This is a genomic window from Nocardia sp. NPDC052316 (genome assembly GCF_044547795.1).
Lineage (GTDB): Bacteria > Actinomycetota > Actinomycetes > Mycobacteriales > Mycobacteriaceae > Nocardia.
This window is the reverse complement of the sequence record NZ_JBIUBB010000003.1, coordinates 955,342-981,263: the sequence shown is the minus strand read 5'-3', so window position 1 is coordinate 981,263 and position 25,922 is coordinate 955,342. Positions and strand designations below refer to the sequence as shown.

General features: G+C 68.9%; 21 protein-coding genes. 13 read left to right on the top strand and 8 right to left on the bottom strand.

Going from position 1 to position 25,922, the window contains the following annotated elements:
• Nucleotides 1–31 precede the first annotated feature (31 nt).
• The 5 genes from ACIHA7_RS17265 (at nt 32) to ACIHA7_RS17245 (ending at nt 6,945) form a co-directional block, all read left to right on the top strand.
• The gene (locus ACIHA7_RS17265; protein ID WP_397290817.1) at nt 32–1,756 is read left to right on the top strand and encodes a cation acetate symporter; all 1,725 of its coding nucleotides are present in this window, start codon (nt 32–34) and stop codon (nt 1,754–1,756) included.
• 155 nt (nt 1,757–1,911) lie between these two features.
• Nucleotides 1,912–2,268: a DUF485 domain-containing protein gene (locus tag ACIHA7_RS17260; protein WP_397290376.1), complete on the top strand. Its 357-nt coding sequence runs from the start codon at nt 1,912–1,914 to the stop codon at nt 2,266–2,268.
• A complete protein-coding gene (locus ACIHA7_RS17255; protein WP_397290375.1) occupies nt 2,265–3,902 on the top strand; it encodes a cation acetate symporter in 1,638 nt (545 codons plus the stop codon). The genes ACIHA7_RS17260 and ACIHA7_RS17255 overlap by 4 nt, the downstream gene beginning before the upstream one ends.
• 51 nt (nt 3,903–3,953) lie before the next feature.
• Nucleotides 3,954–5,897 carry an acetate--CoA ligase gene (gene acs, locus ACIHA7_RS17250; protein ID WP_397290373.1) on the top strand — a complete coding sequence of 648 codons (1,944 nt, stop codon included), beginning with the start codon at nt 3,954–3,956 and terminating at the stop codon, nt 5,895–5,897.
• A gap of 112 nt (nt 5,898–6,009) precedes the next feature.
• Complete coding sequence (locus ACIHA7_RS17245; RefSeq protein ID WP_397290371.1) at nt 6,010–6,945, top strand: alpha/beta hydrolase family esterase; 936 nt, start codon at nt 6,010–6,012, stop codon at nt 6,943–6,945.
• A 126-nt stretch (nt 6,946–7,071) separates the two neighbouring features.
• Here the strand turns inward: ACIHA7_RS17245 and ACIHA7_RS17240 are convergent, their stop codons facing one another.
• Together ACIHA7_RS17240 and ACIHA7_RS17235 are read right to left on the bottom strand one after the other, a co-directional pair.
• On the bottom strand, nt 7,072–7,656 hold the full coding sequence (locus tag ACIHA7_RS17240) for an NADPH-dependent FMN reductase (RefSeq protein ID WP_397290369.1): 585 nt from the start codon (nt 7,654–7,656) through the stop codon (nt 7,072–7,074).
• Nucleotides 7,653–8,552, bottom strand: coding sequence for an alpha/beta fold hydrolase (locus tag ACIHA7_RS17235; RefSeq protein ID WP_397290367.1), 900 nt, complete (start codon nt 8,550–8,552; stop codon nt 7,653–7,655). Before ACIHA7_RS17235 ends, ACIHA7_RS17240 begins: the two co-directional genes overlap by 4 nt.
• Before the next feature lie 113 nt (nt 8,553–8,665).
• Here ACIHA7_RS17235 and ACIHA7_RS17230 point away from each other — a divergent pair, with 113 nt between their 5' ends.
• Both ACIHA7_RS17230 and ACIHA7_RS17225 read left to right on the top strand, forming a co-directional pair.
• Nucleotides 8,666–11,989, top strand: a complete 3,324-nt coding sequence (locus ACIHA7_RS17230) for a BTAD domain-containing putative transcriptional regulator (protein WP_397290365.1) — start codon at nt 8,666–8,668, stop codon at nt 11,987–11,989.
• 268 nt (nt 11,990–12,257) lie between these two features.
• Nucleotides 12,258–12,680 carry a Rieske (2Fe-2S) protein gene (locus ACIHA7_RS17225; protein ID WP_397290363.1) on the top strand — a complete coding sequence of 141 codons (423 nt, stop codon included), beginning with the start codon at nt 12,258–12,260 and terminating at the stop codon, nt 12,678–12,680.
• Here the strand turns inward: ACIHA7_RS17225 and ACIHA7_RS17220 are convergent.
• The 3 genes from ACIHA7_RS17220 to ACIHA7_RS17210 form a co-directional block, all read right to left on the bottom strand.
• Nucleotides 12,677–13,138, bottom strand: a complete 462-nt coding sequence (locus ACIHA7_RS17220; protein ID WP_397290361.1) for a VOC family protein — start codon at nt 13,136–13,138, stop codon at nt 12,677–12,679. The genes ACIHA7_RS17225 and ACIHA7_RS17220 overlap by 4 nt on opposite strands.
• An 81-nt stretch (nt 13,139–13,219) precedes the next feature.
• Nucleotides 13,220–13,945 (bottom strand): hypothetical protein, encoded by a 726-nt coding sequence (locus ACIHA7_RS17215; RefSeq protein ID WP_397290359.1) that lies wholly within the window; start codon nt 13,943–13,945, stop codon nt 13,220–13,222.
• Nucleotides 13,933–14,886 (bottom strand): hypothetical protein, encoded by a 954-nt coding sequence (locus tag ACIHA7_RS17210; RefSeq protein WP_397290357.1) that lies wholly within the window; start codon nt 14,884–14,886, stop codon nt 13,933–13,935. The genes ACIHA7_RS17215 and ACIHA7_RS17210 overlap by 13 nt, the downstream gene beginning before the upstream one ends.
• Before the next feature lie 76 nt (nt 14,887–14,962).
• Between ACIHA7_RS17210 and lspA the strand changes: the two genes are divergently transcribed.
• Genes lspA through ACIHA7_RS17195 form a run of 3 tightly spaced genes read left to right on the top strand, consistent with a single transcriptional unit; the run spans nt 14,963 to nt 17,173 of the window.
• Nucleotides 14,963–15,589, top strand: a complete 627-nt coding sequence (lspA, locus tag ACIHA7_RS17205; protein WP_397290355.1) for a signal peptidase II — start codon at nt 14,963–14,965, stop codon at nt 15,587–15,589.
• A complete protein-coding gene (locus ACIHA7_RS17200; protein WP_397290353.1) occupies nt 15,586–16,512 on the top strand; it encodes an RluA family pseudouridine synthase in 927 nt (308 codons plus the stop codon). The genes lspA and ACIHA7_RS17200 overlap by 4 nt, the downstream gene beginning before the upstream one ends.
• The gene (locus tag ACIHA7_RS17195; RefSeq protein ID WP_397290351.1) at nt 16,505–17,173 is read left to right on the top strand and encodes a hypothetical protein; all 669 of its coding nucleotides are present in this window, start codon (nt 16,505–16,507) and stop codon (nt 17,171–17,173) included. The genes ACIHA7_RS17200 and ACIHA7_RS17195 overlap by 8 nt, the downstream gene beginning before the upstream one ends.
• A 198-nt stretch (nt 17,174–17,371) precedes the next feature.
• On the opposite strand, the gene ACIHA7_RS17190 is transcribed toward ACIHA7_RS17195, so the two are convergent.
• Nucleotides 17,372–18,190, bottom strand: coding sequence for a PhzF family phenazine biosynthesis protein (locus tag ACIHA7_RS17190; RefSeq protein ID WP_397290349.1), 819 nt, complete (start codon nt 18,188–18,190; stop codon nt 17,372–17,374).
• Nucleotides 18,191–18,270: 80 nt separating this feature from the next.
• Nucleotides 18,271–20,694, bottom strand: coding sequence for an HAD-IC family P-type ATPase (locus ACIHA7_RS17185; protein ID WP_397290347.1), 2,424 nt, complete (start codon nt 20,692–20,694; stop codon nt 18,271–18,273).
• A gap of 35 nt (nt 20,695–20,729) precedes the next feature.
• Here ACIHA7_RS17185 and rarD point away from each other — a divergent pair, with 35 nt between their 5' ends.
• From rarD to ACIHA7_RS17170, 3 genes are read left to right on the top strand one after another with little or no spacing between them, the layout of a single operon-like run.
• Complete coding sequence (gene rarD / locus ACIHA7_RS17180; RefSeq protein WP_397290345.1) at nt 20,730–21,662, top strand: EamA family transporter RarD; 933 nt, start codon at nt 20,730–20,732, stop codon at nt 21,660–21,662.
• Nucleotides 21,663–21,690: 28 nt separating this feature from the next.
• Complete coding sequence (locus tag ACIHA7_RS17175) at nt 21,691–21,975, top strand: type II toxin-antitoxin system VapB family antitoxin (protein ID WP_397290343.1); 285 nt, start codon at nt 21,691–21,693, stop codon at nt 21,973–21,975.
• Nucleotides 21,962–22,405 (top strand): type II toxin-antitoxin system VapC family toxin, encoded by a 444-nt coding sequence (locus tag ACIHA7_RS17170; protein WP_397290341.1) that lies wholly within the window; start codon nt 21,962–21,964, stop codon nt 22,403–22,405. Before ACIHA7_RS17175 ends, ACIHA7_RS17170 begins: the two co-directional genes overlap by 14 nt.
• Nucleotides 22,406–22,548: 143 nt before the next feature.
• Here the strand turns inward: ACIHA7_RS17170 and ACIHA7_RS17165 are convergent, their stop codons facing one another.
• Nucleotides 22,549–25,866: an arabinosyltransferase domain-containing protein gene (locus ACIHA7_RS17165; RefSeq protein WP_397290339.1), complete on the bottom strand. Its 3,318-nt coding sequence runs from the start codon at nt 25,864–25,866 to the stop codon at nt 22,549–22,551.
• Between the last annotated feature and the right edge of the window lie 56 nt (nt 25,867–25,922).

Sequence of the window (25,922 nt, the reverse complement as noted above, 5' to 3'; positions counted from 1 at the left end):
GGTGACGGCGGGCTCCGTGCCGGTGCTGACGATGCTGGCCCTGCTCTTCGCCGCGCTCGCCACCGTCGCGATCGGCGCCTACGGAGTTCGCCTGGCGCGCACCACCTCCGACTTCCTCGTCGCCTCCCGCAGCGTCCGGTCCGGCTGGAATGCGGCGGCCATATCCGGTGAATACCTCTCGGCCGCTTCGTTTCTCGGTGTTGCCGGGCTGATCGCGAAGTACGGAGCGGACGCGCTGTGGTACCCGGTGGGTTTCACCGCCGGATACCTTTCGCTGTTGCTGTTCGTCGCGGTGCCCTTGCGGCGCTCGGGTGCCTACACGGTGCCCGACTTCGCCGAATTCCGGTTGGGCTCGGTCCGACTGCGCAGGCTGGCCGCGATCGTGGTGGTGCTCGTGTGCGCGGTGTACCTGATTCCGCAGTTCCAGGGCGCCGGGTTGACGTTGCACACGCTGCTCGGGGTCCCCGACTGGGTCGGCGCGGCGGCGGTGGGCTCGATCGTGATAGCGAACGTCGCGGGCGGCGGCATGCGGTCGATCACGCTGGTGCAGGCGTTCCAGTACTGGCTGAAATTGACCGCGGTGGCGATTCCGGCGCTGGTGCTGCTCGGTCATTTCTTCGCCGCCGATCAGCAACTCGGCGCGCCCGCTCCCCCGGTGGTCACCGAGCGGACGGTGGTCGATGTGCGCACCGCCGTGGTGGTGCAGGTCGCCGCGCCACAACAGGTTTCGATCACCGGAACACTAGACGACCGACCGGTGGGCGGTCAGGTGCTGCTGGCCCCTGGCGCGCACAAACTCTCGGCGGGGACCGAGCTGGTGCTGGAGGCGGGCGCCGCGGTGCCGGTGGTGGCCGGTGCGCCCGCGAACGGCGCCGAATGGCTGGAGCCGGGCGGCGGCTTCGGCGGCACTCACCCGACGTACCAGGTCTATTCGTTGATCATCGCGACCTTCCTCGGCACCATGGGCTTGCCGCACGTGCTGGTGCGCTTCTATACCAATCCGGACGGGCGGGCCGCGCGCGCGACCGCGCTGGCGGTGATCGGGCTCGTCGGCCTGTTCTACCTGTTCCCGGTGCTGCTGGGGGTTTTCGCGCGGCTGTACGTGCCGCAGCTGCTGATCACCGGCACCTCCGACGCCGCCGTCGTGCTGCTGCCCGGCTCGGTGGTCGCCGGCCTGCCTGGACAATTGCTGGCCGCACTGGTCGCGGCGGGCGCGATCGCGGCGTTCCTGTCCACCTCGTCGGGCTTGCTGGTGAGCATCGCCGGCGTGCTCAGCACCGACATGCTGCGCGGGCGGATCCGCGACTTCCGGGCGGCCGCGGTGGTGGCGGGCGCTGTGCCGCTTGCCCTTTCACTCACCGTGGCCTCGCTGGATCTGTCGCGCACGGTCGGTCTGGCCTTCGCGGTGGCCGCCTCGACCCTGTGCCCGCTGCTGGTACTCGGCATCTGGTGGCGGGGGCTCACCGCGGCGGGCGCGGCGGCCGGGCTGATCGCCGGTGGGCTGGCCGCCGGTGCGGCGACGGTGGTCTCGGTGACCGGCGGGCTGTCCGACGAGGTGGCGGGCGGCTGGCCCGCCGCGCTGCTCGGCTACCCCGCGGCGATCAGTGTCCCGCTCGCGTTTGCGGCGATGATGCTGGTCAGCAAGGTGACTCGCGGACCTGGTCCGCGCCGGGTCGGCCACATCTTCGTGCGCATGCACGCCCCCGAGCGGCTCGGCATGGGCGCCGACCGCGAACGCAGCCTGCGCTCGAACTGAGCAGGCGCGCCGGGCCGACCGTTCGTCGCATCGAAGCAACCGTTCACCGCACAATCGGCCGCCTTCCCGGAGTGACCCAGGCCACATCATTCTTTCCTCATGAAGGGCTGGCTACGGTGCTGAACAAGTAAGCCATGTCACAAGCTAGGACGACCATGACAAGTACAGAACTCGACGGCAGCGCCCCCCGGCGCACGCCGAGTGCAGACGAATTCATCGAAGTACAAGCCAGCCCGGACTTTCAAGAGTTACGAAACCGTTTGCGCCGCTTCGTATTTCCGATGACCGCCCTGTTCCTGCTGTGGTACCTCAGCTACGTGCTGCTCGGCGCCTACGCGCACGACTTCATGGCGACGAAGGTCTTCGGCAACATCAACGTCGGATTGCTGCTCGGCCTCGGGCAATTCGTCTCCACCTTCGCCATCACCGCGCTCTACGTCCGGTTCGCCAACCGGGAACTGGATCCGCGCGCGGCGGCCATTCGCAACCAGCTCGAGGGAGGCCACGCGTGAATCACGTCAGCACCTACGCCGCCGCGGCCACCATCGGCAACCCGGTCGCCAATATCGCGATCTTCGGCGTCTTCGTCGCGATCACCATGGTCGTCGTCATCCGGGCCAGCCGAAGCAACGCCACCGCCGCCGACTTCTTCACCGGCGGCCGCGGCTTCTCCGGACCGCAGAACGGTATCGCCATCGCCGGCGACTACCTCTCCGCCGCAAGCTTTCTCGGTATCGCGGGCGCCATCGCGGTGTACGGCTACGACGGATTCCTGTACTCCATCGGGTTCCTCGTCGCCTGGCTCGTCGCCCTGTTGCTGGTCGCCGAGATGCTCAGGAACACCGGCAAATTCACCATGGCCGACGTGCTGAGCTTCCGGCTCAAGCAGGGTCCGGTGCGCACCGCCGCGGCGTTGACCACCCTCGCGGTGTCACTGTTCTATCTGCTCGCGCAGATGGCCGGTGCAGGCGGTTTGGTCGCGCTGCTGCTCGACATCTCCGACAAGACCGGGCAGGCCGTCGTCATCGCCGTGGTCGGCGTGCTGATGATCGTGTACGTGCTGGTCGGCGGCATGAAGGGCACCACCTGGGTGCAGATCATCAAGGCCGTGCTGCTGATCGCGGGTGCCGGGCTGATGACGGTCATGGTGTTCGCCAAGTTCGGCTTCAACCTGTCCGACATTCTCGGTTCGGCGCAGCAGCTCGTGTCCGAGTCGACGAACAAGAGTGTGGCCGCCCGGGACGTGCTCGCGCCCGGCGCGCAGTACGGCGGCAGCGCCACCTCGAAGATCAACTTCCTGTCTCTCGGTCTGGCGCTGGTGCTCGGCACCGCGGGTCTCCCGCACGTGCTGATGCGCTTCTACACCGTGCCGACCGCGAAGGAGGCGCGCCGATCAGTGGTGTGGGCGATCGGTCTGATCGGCGCGTTCTACCTGTTCACCCTGGTGCTCGGCTATGGCGCCGCCGCGATCGTCGGCCCGGACCGGATCCTGGCCGCGGCGGGCGGGCAGAACTCCGCGGCGCCGCTGCTGGCGTTCGAGCTCGGCGGCGTGATCCTGCTCGGCATCATCTCCGCGGTCGCGTTCGCCACCATCCTCGCGGTGGTCGCGGGCCTCACCATCACCGCGGCGACCTCGTTCGCGCACGACATCTACGCCGGCGTCATCAAGCACGGCAAGATCGACGACGACAAGCAGGTCCGGGTCTCCCGGATCACCGCCGTCGTCATCGGTGTGCTCGCGATCGGCCTCGGCATCCTCGCCAACGGCCAGAACATCGCGTTCCTGGTGGCGCTCGCCTTCGCGGTGGCCGCGGCGGCGAACCTGCCGACCATCCTGTACTCGCTGTTCTGGAAGCGGTTCAACACCACCGGCGCACTGTTCAGCATGTACGGCGGCCTGATCTCCACCATCGTGCTGATCGTGTTCTCCCCCGCGGTGTCGGGCACCAAGACCTCGATGCTGTCCCACCTCGATTTCGACTACTTCCCCCTGTCCAACCCCGGAATCGTCTCCATCCCCTTGGCTTTCGTGCTCGGCATCGTCGGAACCTTCCTCGGCAAGGCCGACGAGAACCCCGCCAAGGCCGCCGAGATGGAGGTCCGCTCGCTCACCGGCGTCGGCGCCGAAAGGGCGGTGGTGCACTGACCCCTGTCGGATAGTCGTTGTCCCCCTTCTGCTCTCGTTAGGAGATATCGCGTGACCAGCGCAACCACCGATGCCCGCGACACCACACCGGTGTCCTACCCGCCCAGCGAAACCTTCGTTGCGACGGCCAACGCCGATGCGGGCCTGCACGACCGCGCGGCAGCGGATCGGCTGGAATTCTGGGCCGAACAGGCGAACCGGCTGTACTGGGAGCAGCCGTGGACGCAGGTTCTGGACTGGAGTGGCGCGCCGGTCGCGCAGTGGTTCGTCGGCGGCAAGCTCAATGTCGCCTACAACTGCGTCGACCGGCACGTGCTGGACGGGCACGGTGACCAGGTCGCCATTCACTGGGAAGGCGAGCCCGGTGACTCACGCGATATCAGCTACGGCGAACTCCGCGACGAGGTCTGCAGGGCGGCAAACTATTTGACAGAGTTGGGGCTGCGCGCGGGCGACCGGGTCGCCATCTACATGCCTATGGTCCCCGAGGCCATCGTGTCGATGCTGGCCTGCGCCCGGCTCGGTCTCACCCATTCGGTGGTGTTCGCCGGCTTCTCCCCCACCGCGCTGCGCCAGCGGGTGGACGACGCCGGGGCACGGCTGGTGATCACCACCGATGGGCAGTGGCGGCGCGGCACGGCGGCACCGCTCAAGGCGGCCGTCGACGAGGCGCTCGGCGGGGCGCCCTCGACCGTCGAGCACGTTCTCGTGGTGCGCCGCACCAACATCGACGTGCCGTGGACCGATGGGCGCGACCTGTGGTGGCACGACACCGTCACCGATGCCTCGCCGGAGCACGAGGCGCAGGCGTTCGATGCCGAGCATCCGCTGTTCATCCTCTACACCTCCGGCACCACCGGAAAGCCCAAGGGCATCCTGCACACCTCCGGCGGCTACCTGACCCAGGCGTCCTACACCCACCACAACGTCTTCGATCACAAAGCGGGACAAGACGTCTACTGGTGCACCGCCGACATCGGCTGGGTCACCGGACACAGCTACATCGTCTACGGACCACTGTCCAACCGCGCCACCCAGGTGGTCTACGAGGGGACACCCAACTCGCCGGACGAGCACCGGCATTTCCAGATCATCGAAAAGTACGGCGTCAGCATCTATTACACGGCGCCGACGCTGGTGCGCACATTCATGAAGTGGGGTCGCCAGATCCCCGACGCGCACGATCTGTCCTCGCTGCGGCTGCTCGGCAGCGTCGGTGAACCGATCAACCCGGAGGCGTGGCGCTGGTACCGAGAAGTCATCGGCGGCAACCGAACTCCGATCGTGGACACCTGGTGGCAGACCGAGACCGGCGCCATCATGATCTCGCCGCTGCCCGGCGTCACCGCGACCAAGCCCGGCGCGGCGATGGCGCCGCTGCCCGGCATCTCGGCGAAGGTGGTCGACGACGACGGCACCGAACTCGGCCACGGCGCGGCCGGACTGCTGGTGCTCGATCAGCCGTGGCCGTCGATGCTGCGCGGCATCTGGGGCGACATGGAGCGCTTCCGGGCGACCTACTGGGACCGATTCGCCGGTGACGGCTGGTATTTCGCCGGTGACGGCGCCAAACTCGACGCCGACGGCGACCTGTGGGTGCTCGGCCGGGTGGACGACGTGATGAACGTGTCCGGCCACCGGATCTCCACCGCCGAAGTCGAGTCCGCGCTCGTGGGGCACCCCGCCGTCGCCGAGGCCGCGGTCGTCGGTGCCACCGACGACACCACCGGTCAGGCCATCGTCGCCTTCGTCATCCTGACCGCCGAGGGCAAGGACACCGGCGACATGCTCGTCGCCGAGCTGAAACGCGCGGTGTCACAGGAGATCAGCCCCATTGCCCGGCCGCGCGAGATCCATCTCGTCCCCGAGTTGCCCAAAACGCGCAGCGGCAAGATCATGCGCAGACTGCTGCGCGACATCGCCGAGGGGCGTGAGCTGGGCGATACCTCGACCTTGGTCGATCCCAAGGTTTTCGAGGCCATCGCCCGCGGGTAGCACCCGCTCCCGCGACGGACCCGGCCACCCGAAATGGCGATGAGGGGACGGGTCCGTCGCCCAGGGAATCGAGGTCATGCCTGTTCAGGCGGCGAGCGGTTAGGCTCCCGGTGTGCGAGTCACCGAGCTTCGCCTGTCCGCCGTCCTCCTGTTGATCGCCGCCTATCTGCTGGTCGGCATGCCAGGGGCGCAGGCGCAGATCGATAGACGCTGCTTCACCAACGACGCGGGCACCCGCTGCTACTACCTGCATGTGCCGTCCGGCGCGGCCGCGGGCAAACCGCTGATGGTGTACCTGCACGGGTGCGACGACCCGCTCGCCCACCCCCGCCCGTCCGGCTTCTCGCTCACCAGGGTGGCCGACGAGATGGGTTTCGTGCTCGCCTATCCGCTGCAAGATCAAGCAGCGAACCCCCAGCAGTGCTGGAACTGGGACAAGGCCGAGAATCAGCAGCGCGGTCAGGGTGAGCCCGCCATCATCGCCGGTATCACCACCGCGCTGATCGAGGAGTTCCAGCTCGATCGCGCCCGCGTCTACCTCGGCGGCTACTCCGCGGGCGGCGCGACGGTCACCAACCTCGGCGCCACCTACCCCGACCTGTACGCGGCCATCGCCCCGATGGCGGGCGCGCCGTACCGAACCAGGCTCGACGGACAGGCGATCATCGACGCGATGGGTCCCCGTGCCCGCCCGATGCCCGCGTTCTTCCTGCAGACCCTCTTCGACCAGATCAGCAACATCGTCATCGGCCGCACGAACCTCGCCCAATGGCTCGCCGCCGACAATCTCGCCGACCCGGGTTCGGCGCCCGCACTGCCGACCAGCACGCAACTCCTCGCCGTCGGCCCCGGCCTGCCGATCCCCCTCACCGTCGAGCACTACGCCAGCCCCCGCGGCTGCGAACTGGCCCAATTCACCACACCCCTGCTAGCCGAGCACGCCCTAGGCGCAGGCCTGCTCCAGCAGGACCACGGCATCGAAATCCAGCGCAACCTCATGCGTTTCCTCCTGGCCCACCGCATGCCCCCACCAGCCCAAACCTGCTGAAACCCCCAGCGCCCCACAAGATTCCCGCACAATCCGAGGTTTCCCCAGCAATCAACGTGGGGTAACCCACCTAACGGCGGACCCGGCCACCACAACGTTGAGGGGGGCCGGGTCCGCCGCCGTCCCCTATCGCACGAAGGGGGTTGTGGTGCGGGCGGTGCGGAGGGCGGTGGCCCACCAGAGGAGTTGGTCCAGGAGGGTGGTGGCGGCGGCGTCTAGTTCGGGGTCGCGGCGGGGCCAGGTGCCGTCGGCGGCGAAGCGTTGCCAGGTTTTGGTGATGGTGAGGGTGCGGCGGATGGGGACGGCGTTGAGTTCGCCGAAGATCTGGCGGAGCTGGGTGGCGGCGTGGCCGCCGTCGGTGTCGCTGCCGTAGCCGACGACGGTGACGGGTTTGGCGGCCCATTCGGTGTCGAACCAGTCGATGGCGTTCTTCACCGCCGCCGGGAAGCTGCGGTTGTATTCGGGGGTGACCACGATGAAGGCGTCGGCGGCGGCCAGCCGGTCGCCGAGTTGCCGCACGGCGGCGGGGGCCGGTTCGTCGTGGCCGCTCAATTGGTCGGGCAGGCCGGCGTCGGCGAGGTCGATGCGGTCCAGGTCGAGGTCGCGGCGGCGGAGCCGACCGGCGAACCAGTCGGCCACCGTCGGCCCGAACCGCCCGGCGCGGGTGCTGCCGACGATCAGCGCAACCCGCAGCCGGTCGGTGCCGGTCACCGGGTCGCCTTGACGGGCGCGTCGAGGAAGGCCGGGACCATCGGCAACAGCAGTTCGGGCCGGTGCACCAGGGTGATGTGGGAGGTGCCGGGCAGGATGGCCAGCTGCGAGTCCGGCAGTCCGGCCGGGCTGTCGCCCATCACGCCGCCGCCGAACAGGCGGAACATCTCCACCGCGTGCTCGGGACGGATGATGTCGGAGTCACCGATCACCGTCAGGGTGGGAATTTTGCTCTGCCGCACGGCGTCTGCCGCAAAGACCGGGCTGGCGTTCTGATCATGCTCGGTCACCCTGGCAACCAGGCGCGGAAAATCTTCGGGGCGCGGCGCGTTCTTCACATAGTCGTTGTGGAACGGTGAGCCGTACAGCTGTTCGGGTTTCAGCTCGGCGAGCCCCTCCAACAATCCGGGGTGCATCGCGCCTGCGTCGAGACCGCCGGCGGCGAGGATCTGCTTGCGCACCAGTTCGGGGTGGGTGAGCGAAATCTGCAGGGCGACACCGGCACCCATGCTGTAGCCGAGGATGTCGGCGCGCTGGACGCCGAGGGTGCGCAGCAGCGCCACGGTGTCCTCGGCCATCTGCGGCGTGCGCAGCGGGCGGTCGATGTCGGCGGTGCGGCCGTGTGCCTGCTGCTCCACGGCGATGACCTGGCGGGTCTTGGACAGTTCCGGGATGAGCTGTCCGAAGTCGGTGCCGATGCCGGACAGCGCGCCGTGCAGCAGGACCAGCGGCGGCTGTTCGGTCGGCGTGCCGTGCACCTCGTAGTACATGTGCAGACCGTTCACGTCGGCGTAGGCGCCGGGCTCGGCGGTCTCGGCCGGGGCGTCGGTGGTGCCGCAGCCGGTCAACAGGGCGGTCGCGGCTAGGGCTGCGGCGAGGAAGGGAGTGAGTTTCATGTCGGGCTCTTTTCACGGTGTTGTTTCGGTGTTGTCAGCAACTCTGACGGGGGCACCTTCCGGTTTGTTTACGGTGTGATTCCGCTGGACAAGGCCGTCGCTAAGCTGCTCGTATGCGTTTCGGTGTGCTGGGTCCGTTGGCGGTCTGGACGGATTCCGGCACCCCCGTGCCCATCCCCGGCACCAAGGTGCGCGCGCTGCTGGCGGACCTGCTGGTCAATGCCGGGCAACCGGTGTCGGGCGACCGGCTCGTCGACGACATCTGGGCCGATGAACCGCCCGGCAATCCGGCGGGCACCCTGGCCGCCAAGGCCTCCCAGCTGCGGCGGGCACTGGAGGACGCCGAACCCGGCGGCCGCCACCTGGTGGTCTCGCCGCCGCCCGGCTACCGGCTGGCCTGCACCGATCTCGATGCGCTGCGGTTCCGCACGCTGGTGGCGACCGCGCGCGACACGGCCGAACCGAGGGCAAGGGCCGAGGCACTGAGCGAGGCGCTCGGCCTGTGGCGCGGACCGGCGTTCGCCGACTTCCGCGACGCCGCCTTCGCGCAGCCCGCCATCGCGCAGTTGGCGGAGCAGCGGCTCGTCGTGGTGGAGGAGCTGGCCGAGACGCGCCTCTCGCTGGGTGAATACCGCGAGGTGGCCGGCGATCTCGCCACCGTCGTCACCGAACATCCACTGCGCGAACGACTTCGCGCCGCCCAGCTGCGGGCGCTGTACGGCGCGGGGCGACAGGCCGAGGCCCTCGACAGCTACGAGGATCTGCGCAGACAACTGGCCGACGAGCTAGGCCTCGACCCGAGCCCGGAATTGGTCGCGCTGCAACGCTCGATCCTCGGCCAGGACCTCGAACTCGCCGCGCCACGGCCGGAAACGGTGCTGCGACGGCGCAGTTCCAACATCCCGGCCCAGCGCACCGAACTCATCGGCCGCGCAACCGATCTCGCCGAGCTGCGGCGCATCGTCGCCGACACCCGGCTCGTCACGCTGACCGGTCCCGGCGGGGTCGGCAAGACCAGGCTCGCGCTGGCCGCCGCGAGCGAGCTCACCGACCGATTCCCGCACGGCACGTGGCTGGTCGAGTTGGCCCCGCTACAGCCGACCGCGGCCGACGGCGCGACCTTCCTCGTCGACGCGGTGTCCCAGGTGCTCGGCATCCGGGCAAGCGACGGCGCGGACCCGGTCGAGCTGCTGCGTGAAGTGCTCGCCGAGCAGGAACTGCTGCTGGTGCTGGACAACTGTGAACACGTGGTGGAGCACGCCGCCGATCTCGCCGAACTGCTCCTCGGCGCGGCGCCGAACCTGCACATCCTGGCCACCAGCCAAGAGCAACTGCGCCTGCCGGGCGAGGACGTCATCGCGGTCGAGCCGCTCGCGGTGCCCGCTTCGCACGCCGACGTCGCCGACCTCGAACAGACCAGTGCGGTCCAGCTTTTCCTCACCCGCGCCCAGGCGAGCGCCCGTGATTTCGTGCTCGACGCCGACACCGCCGAACCGATCGCGACGCTGTGCCGCAGGCTCGACGGCATCCCCCTCGCGCTCGAGCTCGCGGCGACCCGGGTGCGTGCGCTGGGGGTGCACGAGATGGTCGCCCGCCTCGACGACCGCTTCCGGCTGCTCGCCACCGGCCATCGTGGCGCGCCGCCGCGGCAGCAGACGCTCACCGCGATGATCGACTGGAGTTGGGAGCTGCTCGACGCGACCGAGCACGCGGTATTGCGGCGGTTGGCCGTGCACGCGGGTGGGTGCACGCTCGATGCCGCCGAAATTGTCTGTGCCACAGGGTGGTTCGAGGACGACCCGGTAGATGCCCACAGTGCAGGCCTTTCCGCCCGGCAGCGCTCCGACACGGCGGGCGCAGACCTACGCGCTCAGACCATGCCGCACCATGCACCGCTGGATGAATCCACTATCGCCGATGTCGTTGCCCGGCTGGTAGATCGGTCGCTCGTGCAGGCCTCGGGTCGGCGCTATCGCTTGCTGGAGTCGGTCGCGGCGTTCAGCCTCGACCGGCTGGCCGAGGCCGGTGAGTTCGAGGGGGTGCATCGGGCGCATCACCGGTACTACCTGGCGCTGGCCGAGCAGGCGGCACCCGAGCTGCACGGCGCGGATCAGCAGCGGTGGCTACGTCGGCTGGATGCCGAGGCCGCGAACCTGCGTGCGGCGCTGGCCGGCTTCGTTCGGGCCGGTGCCGCGGACGAGGCTTTGCGACTCGTCGGCGCGCTCGCTTGGTATTGGCTGCTCCGCGGGCGGCTGACCGAAGCGCGGCGCTGGTTCGACACCGCGCTGGCACTCGGCGGTTCGGCACGGCAGCGCGCATCCGCACTGGCCTGGCGGGTCGGGTTCACCTTCCAGCAGGGCGAATTCGCCGACGGCGCCGCCAAGCGACGCGAGATCGCGGCCATGTACGACTCCGTCGACGACCCGGCAGGCCGAGCGCGCGCCGAGCTGTTTCTCGCCTTCTCCGCGCTCGAGTCCGGCGACATCGCCGAGCTGGAAGCCCTGGTACGCCAAGCGCTTCCGGTCTGCGAGCGGCTCGGCGACCGCTGGGCCGTCGCGTTCGGCCTGGTCTGCCTGGCCAAGGCCGCGCACAGCCGCGCCGACCTGACCGCGCTCGAACAGCACGCCCGCGCCGCCGCCCGGGTGTTCGCCGAGATCGATGACCGCTGGGGCAGATTGCAGGCCGCCGAGTGGCTCGGCGGCCTCGCCGAGCTGACCGGTGACCTGTCCGGTGCGACCGACATCCACACCGAGGCCCTGGGTTTCGCCCAGGAGTTGGAGCTGTGGGGTCAGGTGTGCACTCACCTCTGCTGGCTCGGCTGGATCGCCATGCAGCACACCGAGTTCGATCGCGCCGAAGCCCTGGCCGAGCAGGCCGTGCGGGTCGCCGCCGAACACGGTTACGCGCCCGGTCGTCTCTTCGCCTCTGTCGTGCTCGCCTTCACCGCCCGCCGCAACGGCAAACCCGATGTCGCCGAACACATTCTGCGGGAAATCCTCGCCACCGCCCCGGCCGACGGCGAGGAGACGCCGCTGTTCGTCCCGATGCTCCAGGTCGAGCTCGGCTACCTCCTCGAACAGCAGGGCGACCCGTCCGCCGCCCTCGCCATGCATCTGCTGGCACTCGACGGCGCCCAGCGCATCGAAGCCCCGCGCGACACCACGTTCGCGCTGGCCGCACTCGCGGCGGCCGCGGCGGCCCTCGGCGAATTCGACACCGCCGCCCAGCTTCTCGGTGCCGCCTACACCGTGCGCGAAGACAACGGCATCCCCGTGCTGCCCGCCGAACGCCCGGATATCGACCGCCCCACCGCGATCACCCGCGCCGCCCTCGGTGACGCCGCCTTCGACGTGGCCTTCACCACGGGCTCGGCACTGACCGTGCATGCTGCCCGCACCCTGGCCGCGAATGCCGCCGCGGCACCGGCCCATAGCTAGCTGAGCGACCGAACGCCGCAGTACCCGCGGAGCGGACCGGATCGCCTGCGCGAGGACCGCTGACCGACTGCGTCGCGATCCACTGTTGTCCCCGATCAGGACCCGACGCGTACGTCACCAACGCGACGACGGACGGGTGCCGCGTATGCCCGATTGAACCCTTGGGGTGCCCTGTCCCGTTGACAATGCGAGGAGCGGCACCGGCACAGCCCGCAGTGCGGGATCGCTCCGGCCGTCGGACGGCGGCCGAACATCGAGGAGATAGACCATGTCCACCGACGAATCGATTCTCACCCGCCGCGGCGTGGTCGCCGCAGGCGCGGTTGTCGCGGCGGCGGCGCTGACCGCATGCACTACGCACGGCAAGGAAAACGCCTCTCCCGCACCGAAAGACACTCCAGCAGGACCGACCGACAAAGCCCTCGCCAAGACCGCCGACATCCCCGTGGGCGGTGGCGTGATCATCGGTGACACCGTGGTTACCCAGCAGAACGCAGGCAGCTTCGTCGGCCTGTCCTCGGTCTGCACGCATGCCGGCTGCAAGGTCGCCTCGGTGTCCGGCGGCACCATCAACTGCACCTGCCACGGCAGTAAGTACCGCTTGGACGGCTCGGTCTCCCAGGGACCTGCGGTCGAGCCGCTGGCCGCGAAACCCGTTCGGGTAGTCGGGGATTCGGTGGTTTCGGGCTAGCCGAACAGCTCCCGCATCCGCCGATCCATTTCGTCGGGTGCGACGTCTTCGATGTGCGTGGCCACGGTCCAGCGGTGGCCCCAGGGATCCTCGAAGGCGCCGCTGCGGTCGCCGTAGAACTGGTCGGTCATCGGGCTGAGTTCCCTGGCGCCCGCGGCGATCGCGGCGCCGAAGGCGGCATCGGCGTCCTCGACGTAGACGTGCAGATTGACGGGCGTGCCGCCGACCTGTTTCGGGTCCCGGAAATCCATCTCCTCGGACGGGTCGCCGACCATGACGAGCGAGTTACCGAACATCAGCTCGCAATGCGCGACCTTGCCGTCCGGCCCCGGCATGCGCATCCGCTCCGACGCGCCGAAAACGTGCTGGTAGAAATCGATCGCGGCCGCGGCGCCGTCGATCGCGAGGCCCGGCGACAACACCGGGTAGCCGTCGGGCACTGGCTTGACATCAGACATGAGAAACCTCCGTCGAGGCGGTGTGTCGGACCTGTCGAGCCTAGCCCCGCGACACCCTGCCGCACGGCGAATCAGCCCTGATCAAGGCCCCGAAACACCCTGTAGCCTGCGCACCTGGGCGGCGGCGAGATCATTGAGCACCCCCGGCTCGACGGGTTCCGGCGCGGTCACCGCCACCTGCGCCAGAGTGCTGCCTACCTGCACGATCGCGACTGCGGAGTGCAACGTCAGCCCGTCACTGGTGGTACGCACCTGAAAGGCGGTCACCGCGTCGCCGCCCTGCGGCTGCGGGAAACCACCGATCCGGTAGTCGACCGCTATATCCGTGGCATCCGCACCGGAATAGTGGACGCACCGACGCAGCAACGCCTGCACGTCCGAGAACGCGGACCCAACCGCCGCATTCGGAAAACTCGCCGCGTCGATATCGATGCTGGAGAAATTCGGGCCCGCATATTGAATCGACGCCTGGGCGAGCGCGCCCGGCCGCTGGGCACCCAGCGGCGTGAGCACCTTCGCGCAGTCCGCCGGATCGGTCGGCGAGCCTTGCACTCCGGCCGGCGCCTCGGCCCTCGCGGGCAGCGCGGTGAAGTTCGGCGGCAAATTCTTGCTGGTCAGCAGCTGGTCACGCAGCCGGTCGGCGTCCGCGATCGGCGCACCGGTCACCGGCGCGGCGGCGGTGACCGGACCCAGTGGCGGCAAGTCCGGCGTCTCGGGCGCGGCCGACTTCGACGATCCGCACGCGGCGACGAGCGCGGTGGCCGCGGCGACGAGCAACAGGCCGCACCCGCGGGTCACTCGGTCCACGACACCTGCGTATCGATCGTCTGCTGCAGCACACTCTCGGTGCGCGGGTCGCGATAGCCCTGATGACCGCCGACGGTGATGGTGCCTGCCACCGGCAGCGGCAGCCCGAGATCGACGGTGATCGTGCCGGTGCCCTGCATGACGTAGTCCTGGATGTCGAGCTTGCCCGCGTTGTTGGGCAGGTTCCACACCGCCGACTTCGGCTGCTGGATCACGTCGAGCTCGATGGTCAGCCGGTCACCGTCGCGCTTGGTCAGCGTCGCCGTGGTCACCTGGTCGAGGGTGACCCCGCCGCTGATCTCCTGCCGCACCGTCCAGACCGCGCCCTCGCCGACCGGCTGATCGGGAAACGCGATCGAGCGGTAGACCGCCTGATAGAAGGCTTGCTCCAACGCCGCCCGCGCCGGGTTGGAGGTGTCCGGCGACGGCTCGAGCCGCAGCGCGGTGATGGCGCCGAGGTCGCTGAGGTCGAATCCGGCGTGTGAACCGCCGGTCTTGGTGAGCGCCTTGGCCAGCGCCGGGTCCGGCGTGGTGACGGTGCCCAGCGTGAGATCGATGCCCTCGGCGTCGGTCTGCGCGGTCATCGGGATCGACAGGGCGGGCGCGGAGAAGTCGCGCGCGGGTTGGTCGTTGATCTGCTGTGCGATCCGGTGCGAGGTATGCAGCGTCACCCGCTGCACGGTGCCCGCCGGGTAGTCCCGGCGCAGCATCGAACGCGGCTCGGCCCCCGGCGCGACGACGTTGGTGATCGCAGCCGGAATCGGCACGGATACTTCTTTGCCGATGCCGAGGGGCTCGGTGCTCTCCGGCTCCGAGCGCGACTCAGCGCCACCGCTGCAACCGGTTCCGAACGCGGTCAGGCCGACCGCCAGCACTATCAGCAACACACCCGACCGCGCGAAGCGCGGGATATGGGGGGAAGACAACACCGTCACGAGCATCAGGGTACGACCGGTTCCTGAGTGTCAGCTGGGTCTTGCGGGTGACCACTGCACAAGGTGTCGGGTAGCTCGAGCGATGATGGTGCGTGTGAGTGACGACCCGCCGCCCGAGGAGAACCCAGCGAACACCGCCGAGGAGGCGACACCAGCGACTCCGCCCCAGCGGCTGCGGACCTTACTCGTCATCGCGGTCGTCCTGCTCGGCCTGGATCTGCTGACCAAATGCCTCGTCGTGGCCAACCTGACGCCGGGCGAGCCGGTCTGGCTCATCGGCGACTGGGCCAGACTGAGCCTGGTGCGCAACCCCGGAGCAGCCTTCTCGATGGCCACCGGCATGACCTGGCTGCTGACCTTGGTCGCCACCGCCGTGGTGATCGGCGTGGTGCGCATCGGGCGCACGCTGCGGTCGCTGTGGTGGGCGATCGGGCTCGGCATGGTGCTCGGCGGCGCGCTCGGCAATCTGGTCGATCGGCTGTTCCGGGCGCCGGGGCCGTTGCAGGGGCATGTGGTCGATTTCCTCGCGATCGGCTGGTGGCCGGTGTTCAACGTGGCGGACTCCTCGATCGTCTGCGGCGCGATCCTGCTGGTGGTGTTGACCGTGTTCGGTTTCGAGCCGAACGGGACGCGCACCGGGCGCGACGCGCCCGACACCACCGCCGCCGACACCACCGCGAACAAGACCAGCGAAGGAAACACTGCATGAGGGAAACACGGACCATGCCCGTTCCCGACGGGCTCGACGGCATGCGGGTCGACGCGGGCCTGTCCCGGCTGCTCGGCCTGTCCCGCACCGCCGTCGCGGCGCTGGCCGAGGAAGGCTCCGTGCAGCTCGACGGCGTCGCCGCGGGCAAATCCGACCGGCTCGCCGCGGGCGCCTGGCTCGAGGTGATCTTCCCGGAACCCAAGCGGGAGCTCTCGATCGAGGTCGCACCGGTGGAGGGGATGCGGATCCTCTACGCCGACGACGACATCGTCGCGGTGGACAAGCCGGTCGGCGTCGCGGCGCACACCGGCGTCGGCTGGACCGGGCCGACCGTGATCGGCGGGCTGGCCGCGGCCGGCTACCGCATCTCCACCTCCGGCGCGCACGAACGCCAGGGCATCGTGCACCGGCTCGACGTCGGCACCTCCGGCGTGATGGTGGTCGCGCAGTCCGAGCACGCGTACACGGTGCTCAAGCGCGCGTTCAAGCAGCGCACCGTGGCCAAGCGGTATCACGCACTGGTGCAGGGACATCCGGACCCGAGCAGCGGCACCATCGACGCCCCGATCGGGCGGGCCCGCGGCAACGACTGGAAGTTCGCGGTGACCGCGGACGGGCGACCGAGCATCACCCACTACGACACCGTCGAGGCCTTCCAGGCGGCGAGCCTGCTCGATATCCACCTGGAGACCGGCCGCACCCACCAGATCCGGGTGCATTTTTCCGCGATCCGGCACCCATGCTGCGGTGACCTCACCTATGGTGCGGACCCGCGGCTCGCCGAGCGCCTCGGCCTGGAAAGGCAATGGCTGCACGCGCGTTCGCTCGGCTTCAACCATCCGGCGGACGGTCGCTGGCTGGAGATCACCAGCGAGTACCCCGACGATCTGAAGCACGCCCTGGACGTCCTGCGCAATGCCTGACCGGCGGACGCTGCCGCTGGGCCGTCTCGCCCTCGCGGCGGCGGCCGTCGCCCTCGTCGTGTTCATCGTGCTGCTCGGTGTGCTGAACCCGCCGCGCAAGGACGGCGTATCCACCGATCGGCTCGGCCCCGAGCAGGGTGAGCAGGTCGCGGATTACCTTGCCCGAGCGAAGGCTTCGCTGGACGGCACGGACACGGCCGACCGCTGGGCGCTGGTCTCGTTCACCGAAGCCCTGGTGCCGGAACAGCTCCCACAGCACAGCGGCGGCATGCGGATATCGCAAGTGCTGTACCAGGTTTCGATCCCCCGCGTGCAGACCCCGTTGGTCGCGGTCCCGGTCCCCCGCGGCGACGAGGCGGCCGTCAGCTCCGCCGAGGCGGCGGCCTGGCTGCTCCCGCGCATCGTCGCCGACCAGCGCGCCGCGGGCATCAACGCCCTCTCCGCCGCCCGCCTGCGTTCCGGCTGCGCCTGCGCCGTCGGCCTCGTCCTGCGCGGACCACTGGACGGTCTCCGAAACCTCGCCACGCAGAACGGAATCCGTGCGGTACAGGCGCTGCCGTCCGACGCGACAGCCGGCCGATTCGGCGTCGTGCCACTGCTGCCCGACCAAGTCGACATCGTCCGGCCCGGACCTGACGACGGCGAAGTGCCCGACCGGTAGCCCCGCATGGAACCGACCTCCGCCGGGATGACTCATCCCCGCTCCATCCCGGCGGAGGCCGGACATCACCGCGCCGCAGTGTGATTCGTGTGCGACGCGGTGACGAAGCGCGACTCGGCCACGGCACGACCGCATTTCGGTGGCGCCGGATCGGCACGTGCGAGCCGGTGGCGGCACGTGTGAGTCGCGGGGTTCGGGTCAGTCCGGCAGCTGCACAACGCCGTCCAGGTAGCGGCGGCACCGGCCGACGAGCAGCACGCGGTCGCCGACGAGCTCGCAGCGCAGGCTACCGCCGCGCCGGGACAGCTGACGGGCGGTGAGTTCGGTACGGCCGAGCTCCCGTGCCCACAGCGGAACCAGTTGGGCGTGGGCCGATCCGGTGACCGGGTCCTCCGGCACGCCGACGCCCGGCGCGAAGAAGCGCGAGACGAAGTCGGCGCTCTCGCCGCGCGCGGTGACGATCGCGCCGCGCGGCAACGGGGGGAAGGCGGTGAAAATCGGTGCGGCGTCGCGGACTTCCTGTTCGCTCGCCACGACGATGACCACGTCGGTGCCGGTGTAGGCGCGCACCGCCTGGACGCCGAGCGCGGCGACCAGCACCACATCGGGGGTCACCTCGGTGGCGGGCACCGCGGGCAGGTCGAGCACGAATTCGTCGTCGTCGGTGCGGTCCACGTGCAGCCAGCCGCTACGGGTGAAGAAGCTCACCCGGTCGGCGCCAGGGTGCATGTCCTCCAAAATCTGGGCGGCACTGGCCACGGTGGCGTGCCCGCACATGTCGACCTCCACCGCCGGGGTGAACCAGCGCAGATGGAACGCGGGCCACTCCCCGGGCGGCGCACCGGCCTCCGGCGGTAATTCCGCGGTGTAGAAGGCGGTTTCGGCGAGGTTGTTCTCCTCGGCCAGGTTTTGCAGCAACGAATCCGGGAGCCACGACGAGAGCGGCATCACCGCGGCTGGGTTGCCCGAGAACGGTGCGTCCGCGAACGCGTCGATCTGGTGCAGCAGTACCTCCATATCCGGAGAAGGTACTCCAACACTGAATGACCGCACCGCACAAGGGTTCTCGCGGCGCGCCGGGTCAGATGTCCAGTTTGTCAGGAACCGCCGTTATTCGGGGTCGGGAAGAGTTGCCCCTTCTCCCCCAGCAGTGTCGCGCTCACCCACCACGCGACCTCGACGAGCACGATACCCACAGCGCCACAAATGAATGCGGCGGTGGTGAGGGCGACATTGGACGGGTCCAGTTTGAAGAACTCCCGGGTGAACGGGACGCTGAACAGGAAGATGTACGCGCCGACCGACACCGAGATCAGCACCACCTTCCACCACACGTACGGCCGCGCGACGATGGCGAGCACCCACACCGCGATCATGATCAGCGTGATCAACGCGGTGGTGCCCGCCTGCTCCTTCTGCTGCGCGGAAGCCTCCGGACCGGCATAGGCGATCAGGTAGGCGACGAAGGTGGCCACGCCGATCACCACGCCGGACGGAATCGCCAATCGCATGACGCGACGGACGAACCCGCTGCGAGCGCGTTCGTTGTTCGGCGCGAGCGAGAGGATGAACGCCGGGATGCCGATGGTGAACCAGGCGGCGATCGTGACATGGCGCGGCAGGAACGGATAGCCGATCGGGTCGTAGCCGAAGATCTGCGAGCCGACGCCCGCGATGCCGATCAGGAAGGCGAGCAGCACCGAGTAGACGGTCTTGGTGAGGAACAGATTCGAGACCCGCTCGATATTGCCGATCACCCGGCGACCCTCGCCCACCACGTACGGCAGGGTCGCGAACTTGTTGTCCAGCAACACGATCTGCGCCACCGCACGGGTGGCCGGGCTGCCCGCGCCCATGGCGACGCCGATGTCGGCGTCCTTGAGCGCAAGCACGTCGTTCACGCCGTCGCCGGTCATCGCGACGGTATGCCCGCGCGACTGGAGTGCGGCCACCATGGCCCGCTTCTGGTCCGGGCGGACCCGGCCGAAGGTGGTCTCGTGGTCGAGCACATCGGCGAGTTGCTCGCGGCCCTCCGGCAATTTACGCGCGTCGACCGCGTGGTCGCCGCCGGTGAGGTCGAGCGAGGCGGCCACCGCGCCCACCGAGACGGCGTTGTCACCGGAGATCACCTTGATCGAAACATTCTGGCTGGCAAAGTATTCGAGCGTCTCCTTGGCGTCGGGCCGGACCCGCTGCTCCAGCACCACCAGCGCCGCGGGCCGGACGGTGCCCGGCGCGTCCGGGGCGTCGACCGGGCGGTCGCTGCGGGCAAGCAACAGGATGCGCAGCCCCGAGGAGCCGAGTTCCTCTGCCACCCTGGCGTCTTCGGACTTCGCGTCGAGCAGCACGTCGGGCGCGCCGAGCAGCCAGTCGCCGTGCTCACCGTAGGAGCAGCCGCTCCACTTCTTGGCCGAGGAGAACGGCGCGACCGCGGTCCGCGTCCAGCCCGGCCCGTCCGGCAGCGCCGCGGCGATCGCCTGCACGCTCGCGTTCGGGCGCGGGTCGTCGGCCGCCAACGCGGCCAGGGCTTGCCGAACGTCGTTGTCGTCGAAGGAATCCAGCGTCTTGATCTCGGACAGGCGCATGCCGTTCTCGGTGAGCGTGCCGGTCTTGTCCGCGCACACCACGTCGACCCTGGCCAGGCCCTCGATGGCGGGCAGCTCCTGCACCAGGCACTGACGCCTGCCGAGCCGGACCACACCGACCGCGAAGGCCACCGAGGTCATCAGCACCAGGCCCTCCGGCACCATCGGCACCAGCGCCGCGACCATGCCGGTCACCGCGGGCCGCCACGACTCCTTGCTGGAGACCAACTGGTTGTAGATGCTCAGCGCGCCCGCCGGGATCAGCAGGTAGGTGATCACCTTCAGGATGGTGTCGATACCGCTGCGCAGCTCCGACTTCACCAGCGTGAACTTGCTCGCCTCCTCGGCCAGCTTCGCCGCGTAGGCGTCCTTGCCGACCTTGGTCGCGCGATAGCAGCCGCTGCCGGAGACCACGTAGCTGCCCGACATCACCTCGGCGCCGACCTGCTTGTCGATCGGGTCGGCCTCACCGGTGAGCAGCGATTCGTCGATCTCCAGCAGCGAGGCCTCCGCGACCTCGCCGTCCACCACGATCTGGTCGCCGGGGCCGAGCTCGATCAGGTCGTCGAGCACCACTTCGCGCGGCGCCAGCTCGACGGATTCGCCGTCGCGGCGCACGGTCGGCTTGGCCTGGCTGACGATGGCCAGCTTGTCCAGGGTGCGCTTGGCGCGCACCTCCTGGATGATGCCGACCGCGCTGTTGGCGACGATCAGCAGTCCGAACATGCCGTCGATGATCGATCCGGTGGCCAGCACGAGGATGAACAGCACGCCGAGGATAGCGTTGATCCTGGTGAAGACGTTGGCCCTGACGATGTCGCGGACCGAGCGGCTCGCCCGGTCCGGCACATCGTTGGTGAGCCCGTCGCGGCGACGTTGCTCGACCTCCGCCGCGGTCAATCCGGTGGCAGGCGCCGCCTGCACGCTAGTCGACATGACCGCAAGGCTACGTGAGAAGTAGCGTCGGAAGCGTGCAGCGGAGCAGGACTATCCCGGGTGTTGCGTTCGGTACGAGCGCGTTTTTCCTCTGGGGTTTGTTCCCCGCTTTCTTCGGGTTGCTGGCCTTCGCCGGCGCGGCCGAGGTGGTTGCGCAGCGGATTCTGTGGACGTTGGTATTGGTGCTCGCCATGCTGCTGGTGAGCGGACGGTTGCGCGAGCTGTGCGGCATCGGCGCGCGGATCTGGCGGTTGGCCGCGGTGGCGTCGGCCGCGATCGCCATCAACTGGGGTGTGTATGTGTTCGGCGTCACGTCGGGGCACGTCGTGGAGTGTGCGCTCGGGTACTTCATCAACCCCTTGGTGACCGTCGCGTTCGGGGTGCTGATCTTTCGCGAGCGGCTGGCGAAGGCGCAGTGGGCCGCGCTCGGGCTCGGCGCCGCGGCCGTGGCGGTGCTCACTGTCGACTACGGCAGGCCGCCGGTCATCGCACTCGTGCTGGCCTGCTCGTTCGCGACGTACGGTCTGGTGAAGAAGGTTATCCCGCTGGACGCGGTGCGCGGCATCGCCGCCGAGGGGGTGGTGGCCGCGCCGTTCGCCCTCGCCTTCGTGATCGTGCTCGCCGTCACGGGCCGCAGCGAATTCGGCTCCAGCACAGGACATGCCGCGCTGATGATGGCCACCGGCCCGGTCACGCTCATCCCGCTGCTGCTGTTCGCCGTTGCCGCCCAACGTGTTCCGCTGTCCACCATGGGGCTGCTGCAATACCTCACCCCGGCTCTCCAGATGGCCTGGGGCGTCGCCGTCGCGCACGAACCGATGCCCGCCTCCCGCTGGGCCGGCTTCGCCCTCATCTGGACTGCCCTGGCCATCTTCACCGCCCACGCCCTGCTGCGCGCCCGCCACGCCCATCGCGCGAACCGCGGCACCGCCACTTCGCGCTCGCAAGCCAAATCGGCCGATGCATAAATCTGCATAGCGGAGTACGGTGATCTGCATGCGGACGACTTTGGATCTGGACGACGCGCTGCTGCGCGCCGCCAAGCAACAGGCCGCTCGCGACGGACGAACCCTGACCAGCCTGATCGAGGAGGCGCTACGCATGCTGCTCGACGATCTCAGCGCACGCGACACCGCACGGATGGACATCGTCCTACCGACGGGCGGCGGCGACGGGGTTCAGGTCGGCATCAACCTCGCTCAGTGGAGTACGGTCCGCGACGCCGGTTACGAGGACGACGACGCACGGCTGCGATCGACGTTGTCCGATGCTGCTTCCTGACGTCAACGTCCTGGTCTACGCCTTCCGGGTCGAGTCGCCCGAGCACGCCGCCGCGCACGCCTGGCTGACCACGTTGGTGAACGGACCCGCCACCTTCGCATTGAGCGAGTTGGTGCTCAGCGGGTTCGTTCGCGTAGTCACCAATCCGCGCATCTTCCGGACACCTACCCCGCCGGACCAAGCCCTCCAATTCACCGAGATCCTGATCGGTGCACCGAATTCCCGCCCCGTGCGCCCAGGCTCCCGCCACTACGAGATCTTCGCGCAGCTGTGCCGCACCGTCGACGCCCGAGGCAACGACGTCGCCGACGCCTACCACGCCGCGCTGGCCATCGAGTCCGGTAGCGAACTGATCACCTGCGATCGCGGGTTCGCCCGCTTCCCTGGCCTCCGCTGGCAGCACCCGTTCGCGGTGCAGTCGAAAGGCTGACGCGGCAACGGGTTTGATGGCCGCCGCGCAGGTAGCACCGGGAGCCAACACTGGCCGTGCACCTTTTCGGCGCGCAAAACCCGCTATACGGGTTGTGCCTCACATAAGGTGTACGGCCAGCAGTTCTGCCGAGCGCGGCCTACCTACCAGGCGGTGTTGATGTGGCCGGGGGTCCAGGTGCCCCAGCGTTGGGTTTCGTCGATGGTCACCTCGGCGGGTCGGGCATTGGGGTCGAGGGGTAGGTACTGCTCGATCGAGCCCCAGTCCCGGTCCCAGTCGTCGCTCAGGTAGGCGGGCAGGGTTCGGGCGGTGAACAGCAGCTGGGTCCAGCCGAGTGGTCCACCGCCGTTGTGGTCCTGCCAGAGGTTGGTGATGGTGGCGCCGTTGCGGTCCGGCAGGATTCGGTAGGCGGGCAGGTCGGCCACGCCGGCGTGCGTGGCCACCAGGTTCTGACAGGGGTAGGTCATGGCGACTTCCCAGTCCAGCAGCACCGGCGTCTGCGAACCGACTACGTCGGTGAGGGTTTTCAGCTGCGGCACGCGCGGCGGGGTCACCGCGAGCCACTGATCCTTGCCGAGATCCTTGTCGCTCGCGACGATCCGGACGACGTTCGCGTCAGCGGGCAGCCGGTCGAGCGGGACGCGTACGTTGCGCCATGACGGTGATGGACCGATGTCAATCGGTTCAACGCTGCCGAGTGCTGTTGCCGCGCCGTCGGATTCGGCGCGACCGTACTCGACACGCAGGTCCTGACCCGGATGCACGATGCCGTCGCTGTCGACGTGGCGGATCCGCCCGGCGACCGCGATCGAGATGATCGGGCCGCGACTTCCATTGCTGTCCTGCGGAAGTCGGTACCACCCGGTCGTCAGCTCGGCGGGCACCTGGTCACCATCCCGGTAGCTGCCGAGCACCGGAATGGACGCCGGATCCAGACCGAAGGGCAGCGGAACACTGCTGCCGTTGATTCCGGCGCCCTTCGACGTGCCGGTCTCCGAACCGGGCGACTTCGACCCCGCCTTCGGATCCGCGGCCTCGTCGGAGTCCGCGCTGGTCACGGAGTTCGCCTTGCCCGTGGTGGATTCGATCTCATCGGAGGTGAGATCGGCAGCCACCCCGTTCGGGGTGAATCCGGTCGACTCGGCACCGGCCAACGCCGCTGCCGCATCACCGGTCTGGGGACTCAGTACCGACGCGTTGGGGTCGGTTTCGATCAACACCTTGTCCGCGAGCCCGCAGCCACCGGAAAAGGCTGCGGACAGGTTCGATTGGGCAATCGAGTACGACGGATACTGCGCCACCGCCGCTTTGGCCATCGACAACACCTCGAACAACACCATGGCGGCCGCGACGACGGCCAGCACGGGAGTACGCGCGATACGACCGGGCACCGAGTCGGGGCGCGGCTGCGTCTCTGGGCGCACGTGGAACCACGCAGCGACGAGCAGTGCGAGCACCGATAGACCGGCCGCGAAGGTCGACAGGCCGAAACCGGCGAATGTCGGTGCCTTGTCCCACCACGGCACACCCCAGGCGGACACCCACCAGTAGCCGTTGGCACCGACGAAAGTCAGCGCCAGTGCGAAGAAGACGGCCGCCGCGAACAGTGCCCGGTTGCGCACCGGGCGCGTCACGTGGGGGCTGATCCCGACGGCGGTGAGCGCCGCAACGCAGGCGGCCAATCCCGCGAAGACGCCGAACTGATGAATCCACTTCGTGGGCGAGAACATCATCAGCACCATCGCGGCGACGGTGATGCCGAGGAGTCGGCGCGACGGCCCGACCGCGGTGCCGGGAATGTGCCCACCGCGACGCAGCATGATGACCACGCAGACCACCAAGCCCAGCAACATCATGAACATGCCGAACCGCCGGGTCAGCCACCCGTCGCCGCTCGGCTGGAGCAGATACTGGTAGCGCAGGAACTCCAAGAACCACGAGGCACCATCGCCGGGCCCGACCCTGTCGTGCACGTAGAAGAACTCGAGCACGCCGGCCAAGGTGCGATCCGCGAAGACGACGGTCAGCACCACCAGACCGGCGGCGAGTAGCGGGAGAAGCAGGGCAAAGTAGCCGGAGACTTTCGCCCGCCGCGCGAGGACCGCGACCATGGTGCGTGCTCCGGCCGCCAGCGCGCCGATGCAGATCAGGCCGGAGGGTGCGGCGGTCAGGGTGAACGCGGCGATGATGATCGCGAGCGCGTACGGCAGCAGACGCCGGGTTGCGATTGCCCGTTCAACTGAAGCCCAGGTGAGGATCACGCCCAGTGCCACAAAGGGTTCGGCCCGCAGTCCGTTGTTGTAAGGCAGCCAAAACGCGAGAAACACCAGTGCACTTGTCCATACGACGACGGCATTGTCCCGCAGTACGGTCCCGAGCCGGGGTAGAAGCTCTCGGCTGATCACCCACCAGGCGACGATGCTGACGAGCAGTGTGGGCAACCGGACCCAGGGACTCACTGACGACACATGAGTCAGCAACCCGATCAGATTCGTGTACGGCGTGTAGAACGGCCCCTCGTCGACGCTGAACCAGCGGTAATAGTTCGACATGAACCCGGAGCTCCGCTCGGCCCGCGCCATGCCGAGGATATACCCGTCATCAGAAGTGTTGGCACCGATGAAGTGCCACACCAGCAGCGTGGCGAACACCAGGTAGTCGGCGGGCTGCAACCGCCACCATCGGGTGGGCAGGAACCGCCGTGACTTTCGGCCGTCGGCGCTGTCCAGGCGGTACAGCGCGACCAAAGCGACGAGCGTCGCCAGCCCGGCCAGCACGATCGCGGCCAGTTTCAGCGGCGTCGGCGAGGCCGAAAAACGGGAATCCACTTGCACATTCACGTGCAGGCCCGATGGCGCCGCACCGGTCAGGTCACTGAAGACACCGACGACCTGCGGGCGGATGTCGGTGGTGAACTCCTTGCCGGAATCCGCGAGCCCCGTTGCGGTCACCGTGGTCCGCTGCGTATCCATCTGGACGCGGACCGCACAGGATCCATTGCGGACCTCGCTCAGCGGGGCCGACCACAGCAGCGTGTTGCGGGACACCACGTCGACCCGTCCCGCGCGGTCGGCGGCGTCGGGGACGACCTTGGCGACGAATCCGTAGCGTTCCAGATCGGGCGACTGCCGCGGAATGGTCGACACCACAACGCCACCCGCGTCGGCGAGCGCGTCGAAGGCGGCGCACGGAATCTCGGCGGACAGATCCATCGGCGCGTAGGTGAGCAGCGGCGCCGTCACCGAGGTGACCGCGGCGGTCTGCGGCCACGCCACACTGGATTGATCCTGCTTTACCGGCAGGAACGGAATCGACGCGGCGGCGAGGATTGCCAGCAACCCACTGACGATTGCCAGCAACCTGATTCGGCGAGCGACACCGCGGTGCGCTCCGGAATCCTGCGGCTCCCCCGGGTGTGCCGGCGGTTGGGCGGATTCACGCACAGCGTCACTGACAGTCACGACGCTGGATGCTAGCGGGTAATCATCGGATGACACAGAGTCCCAGCTATCAACGC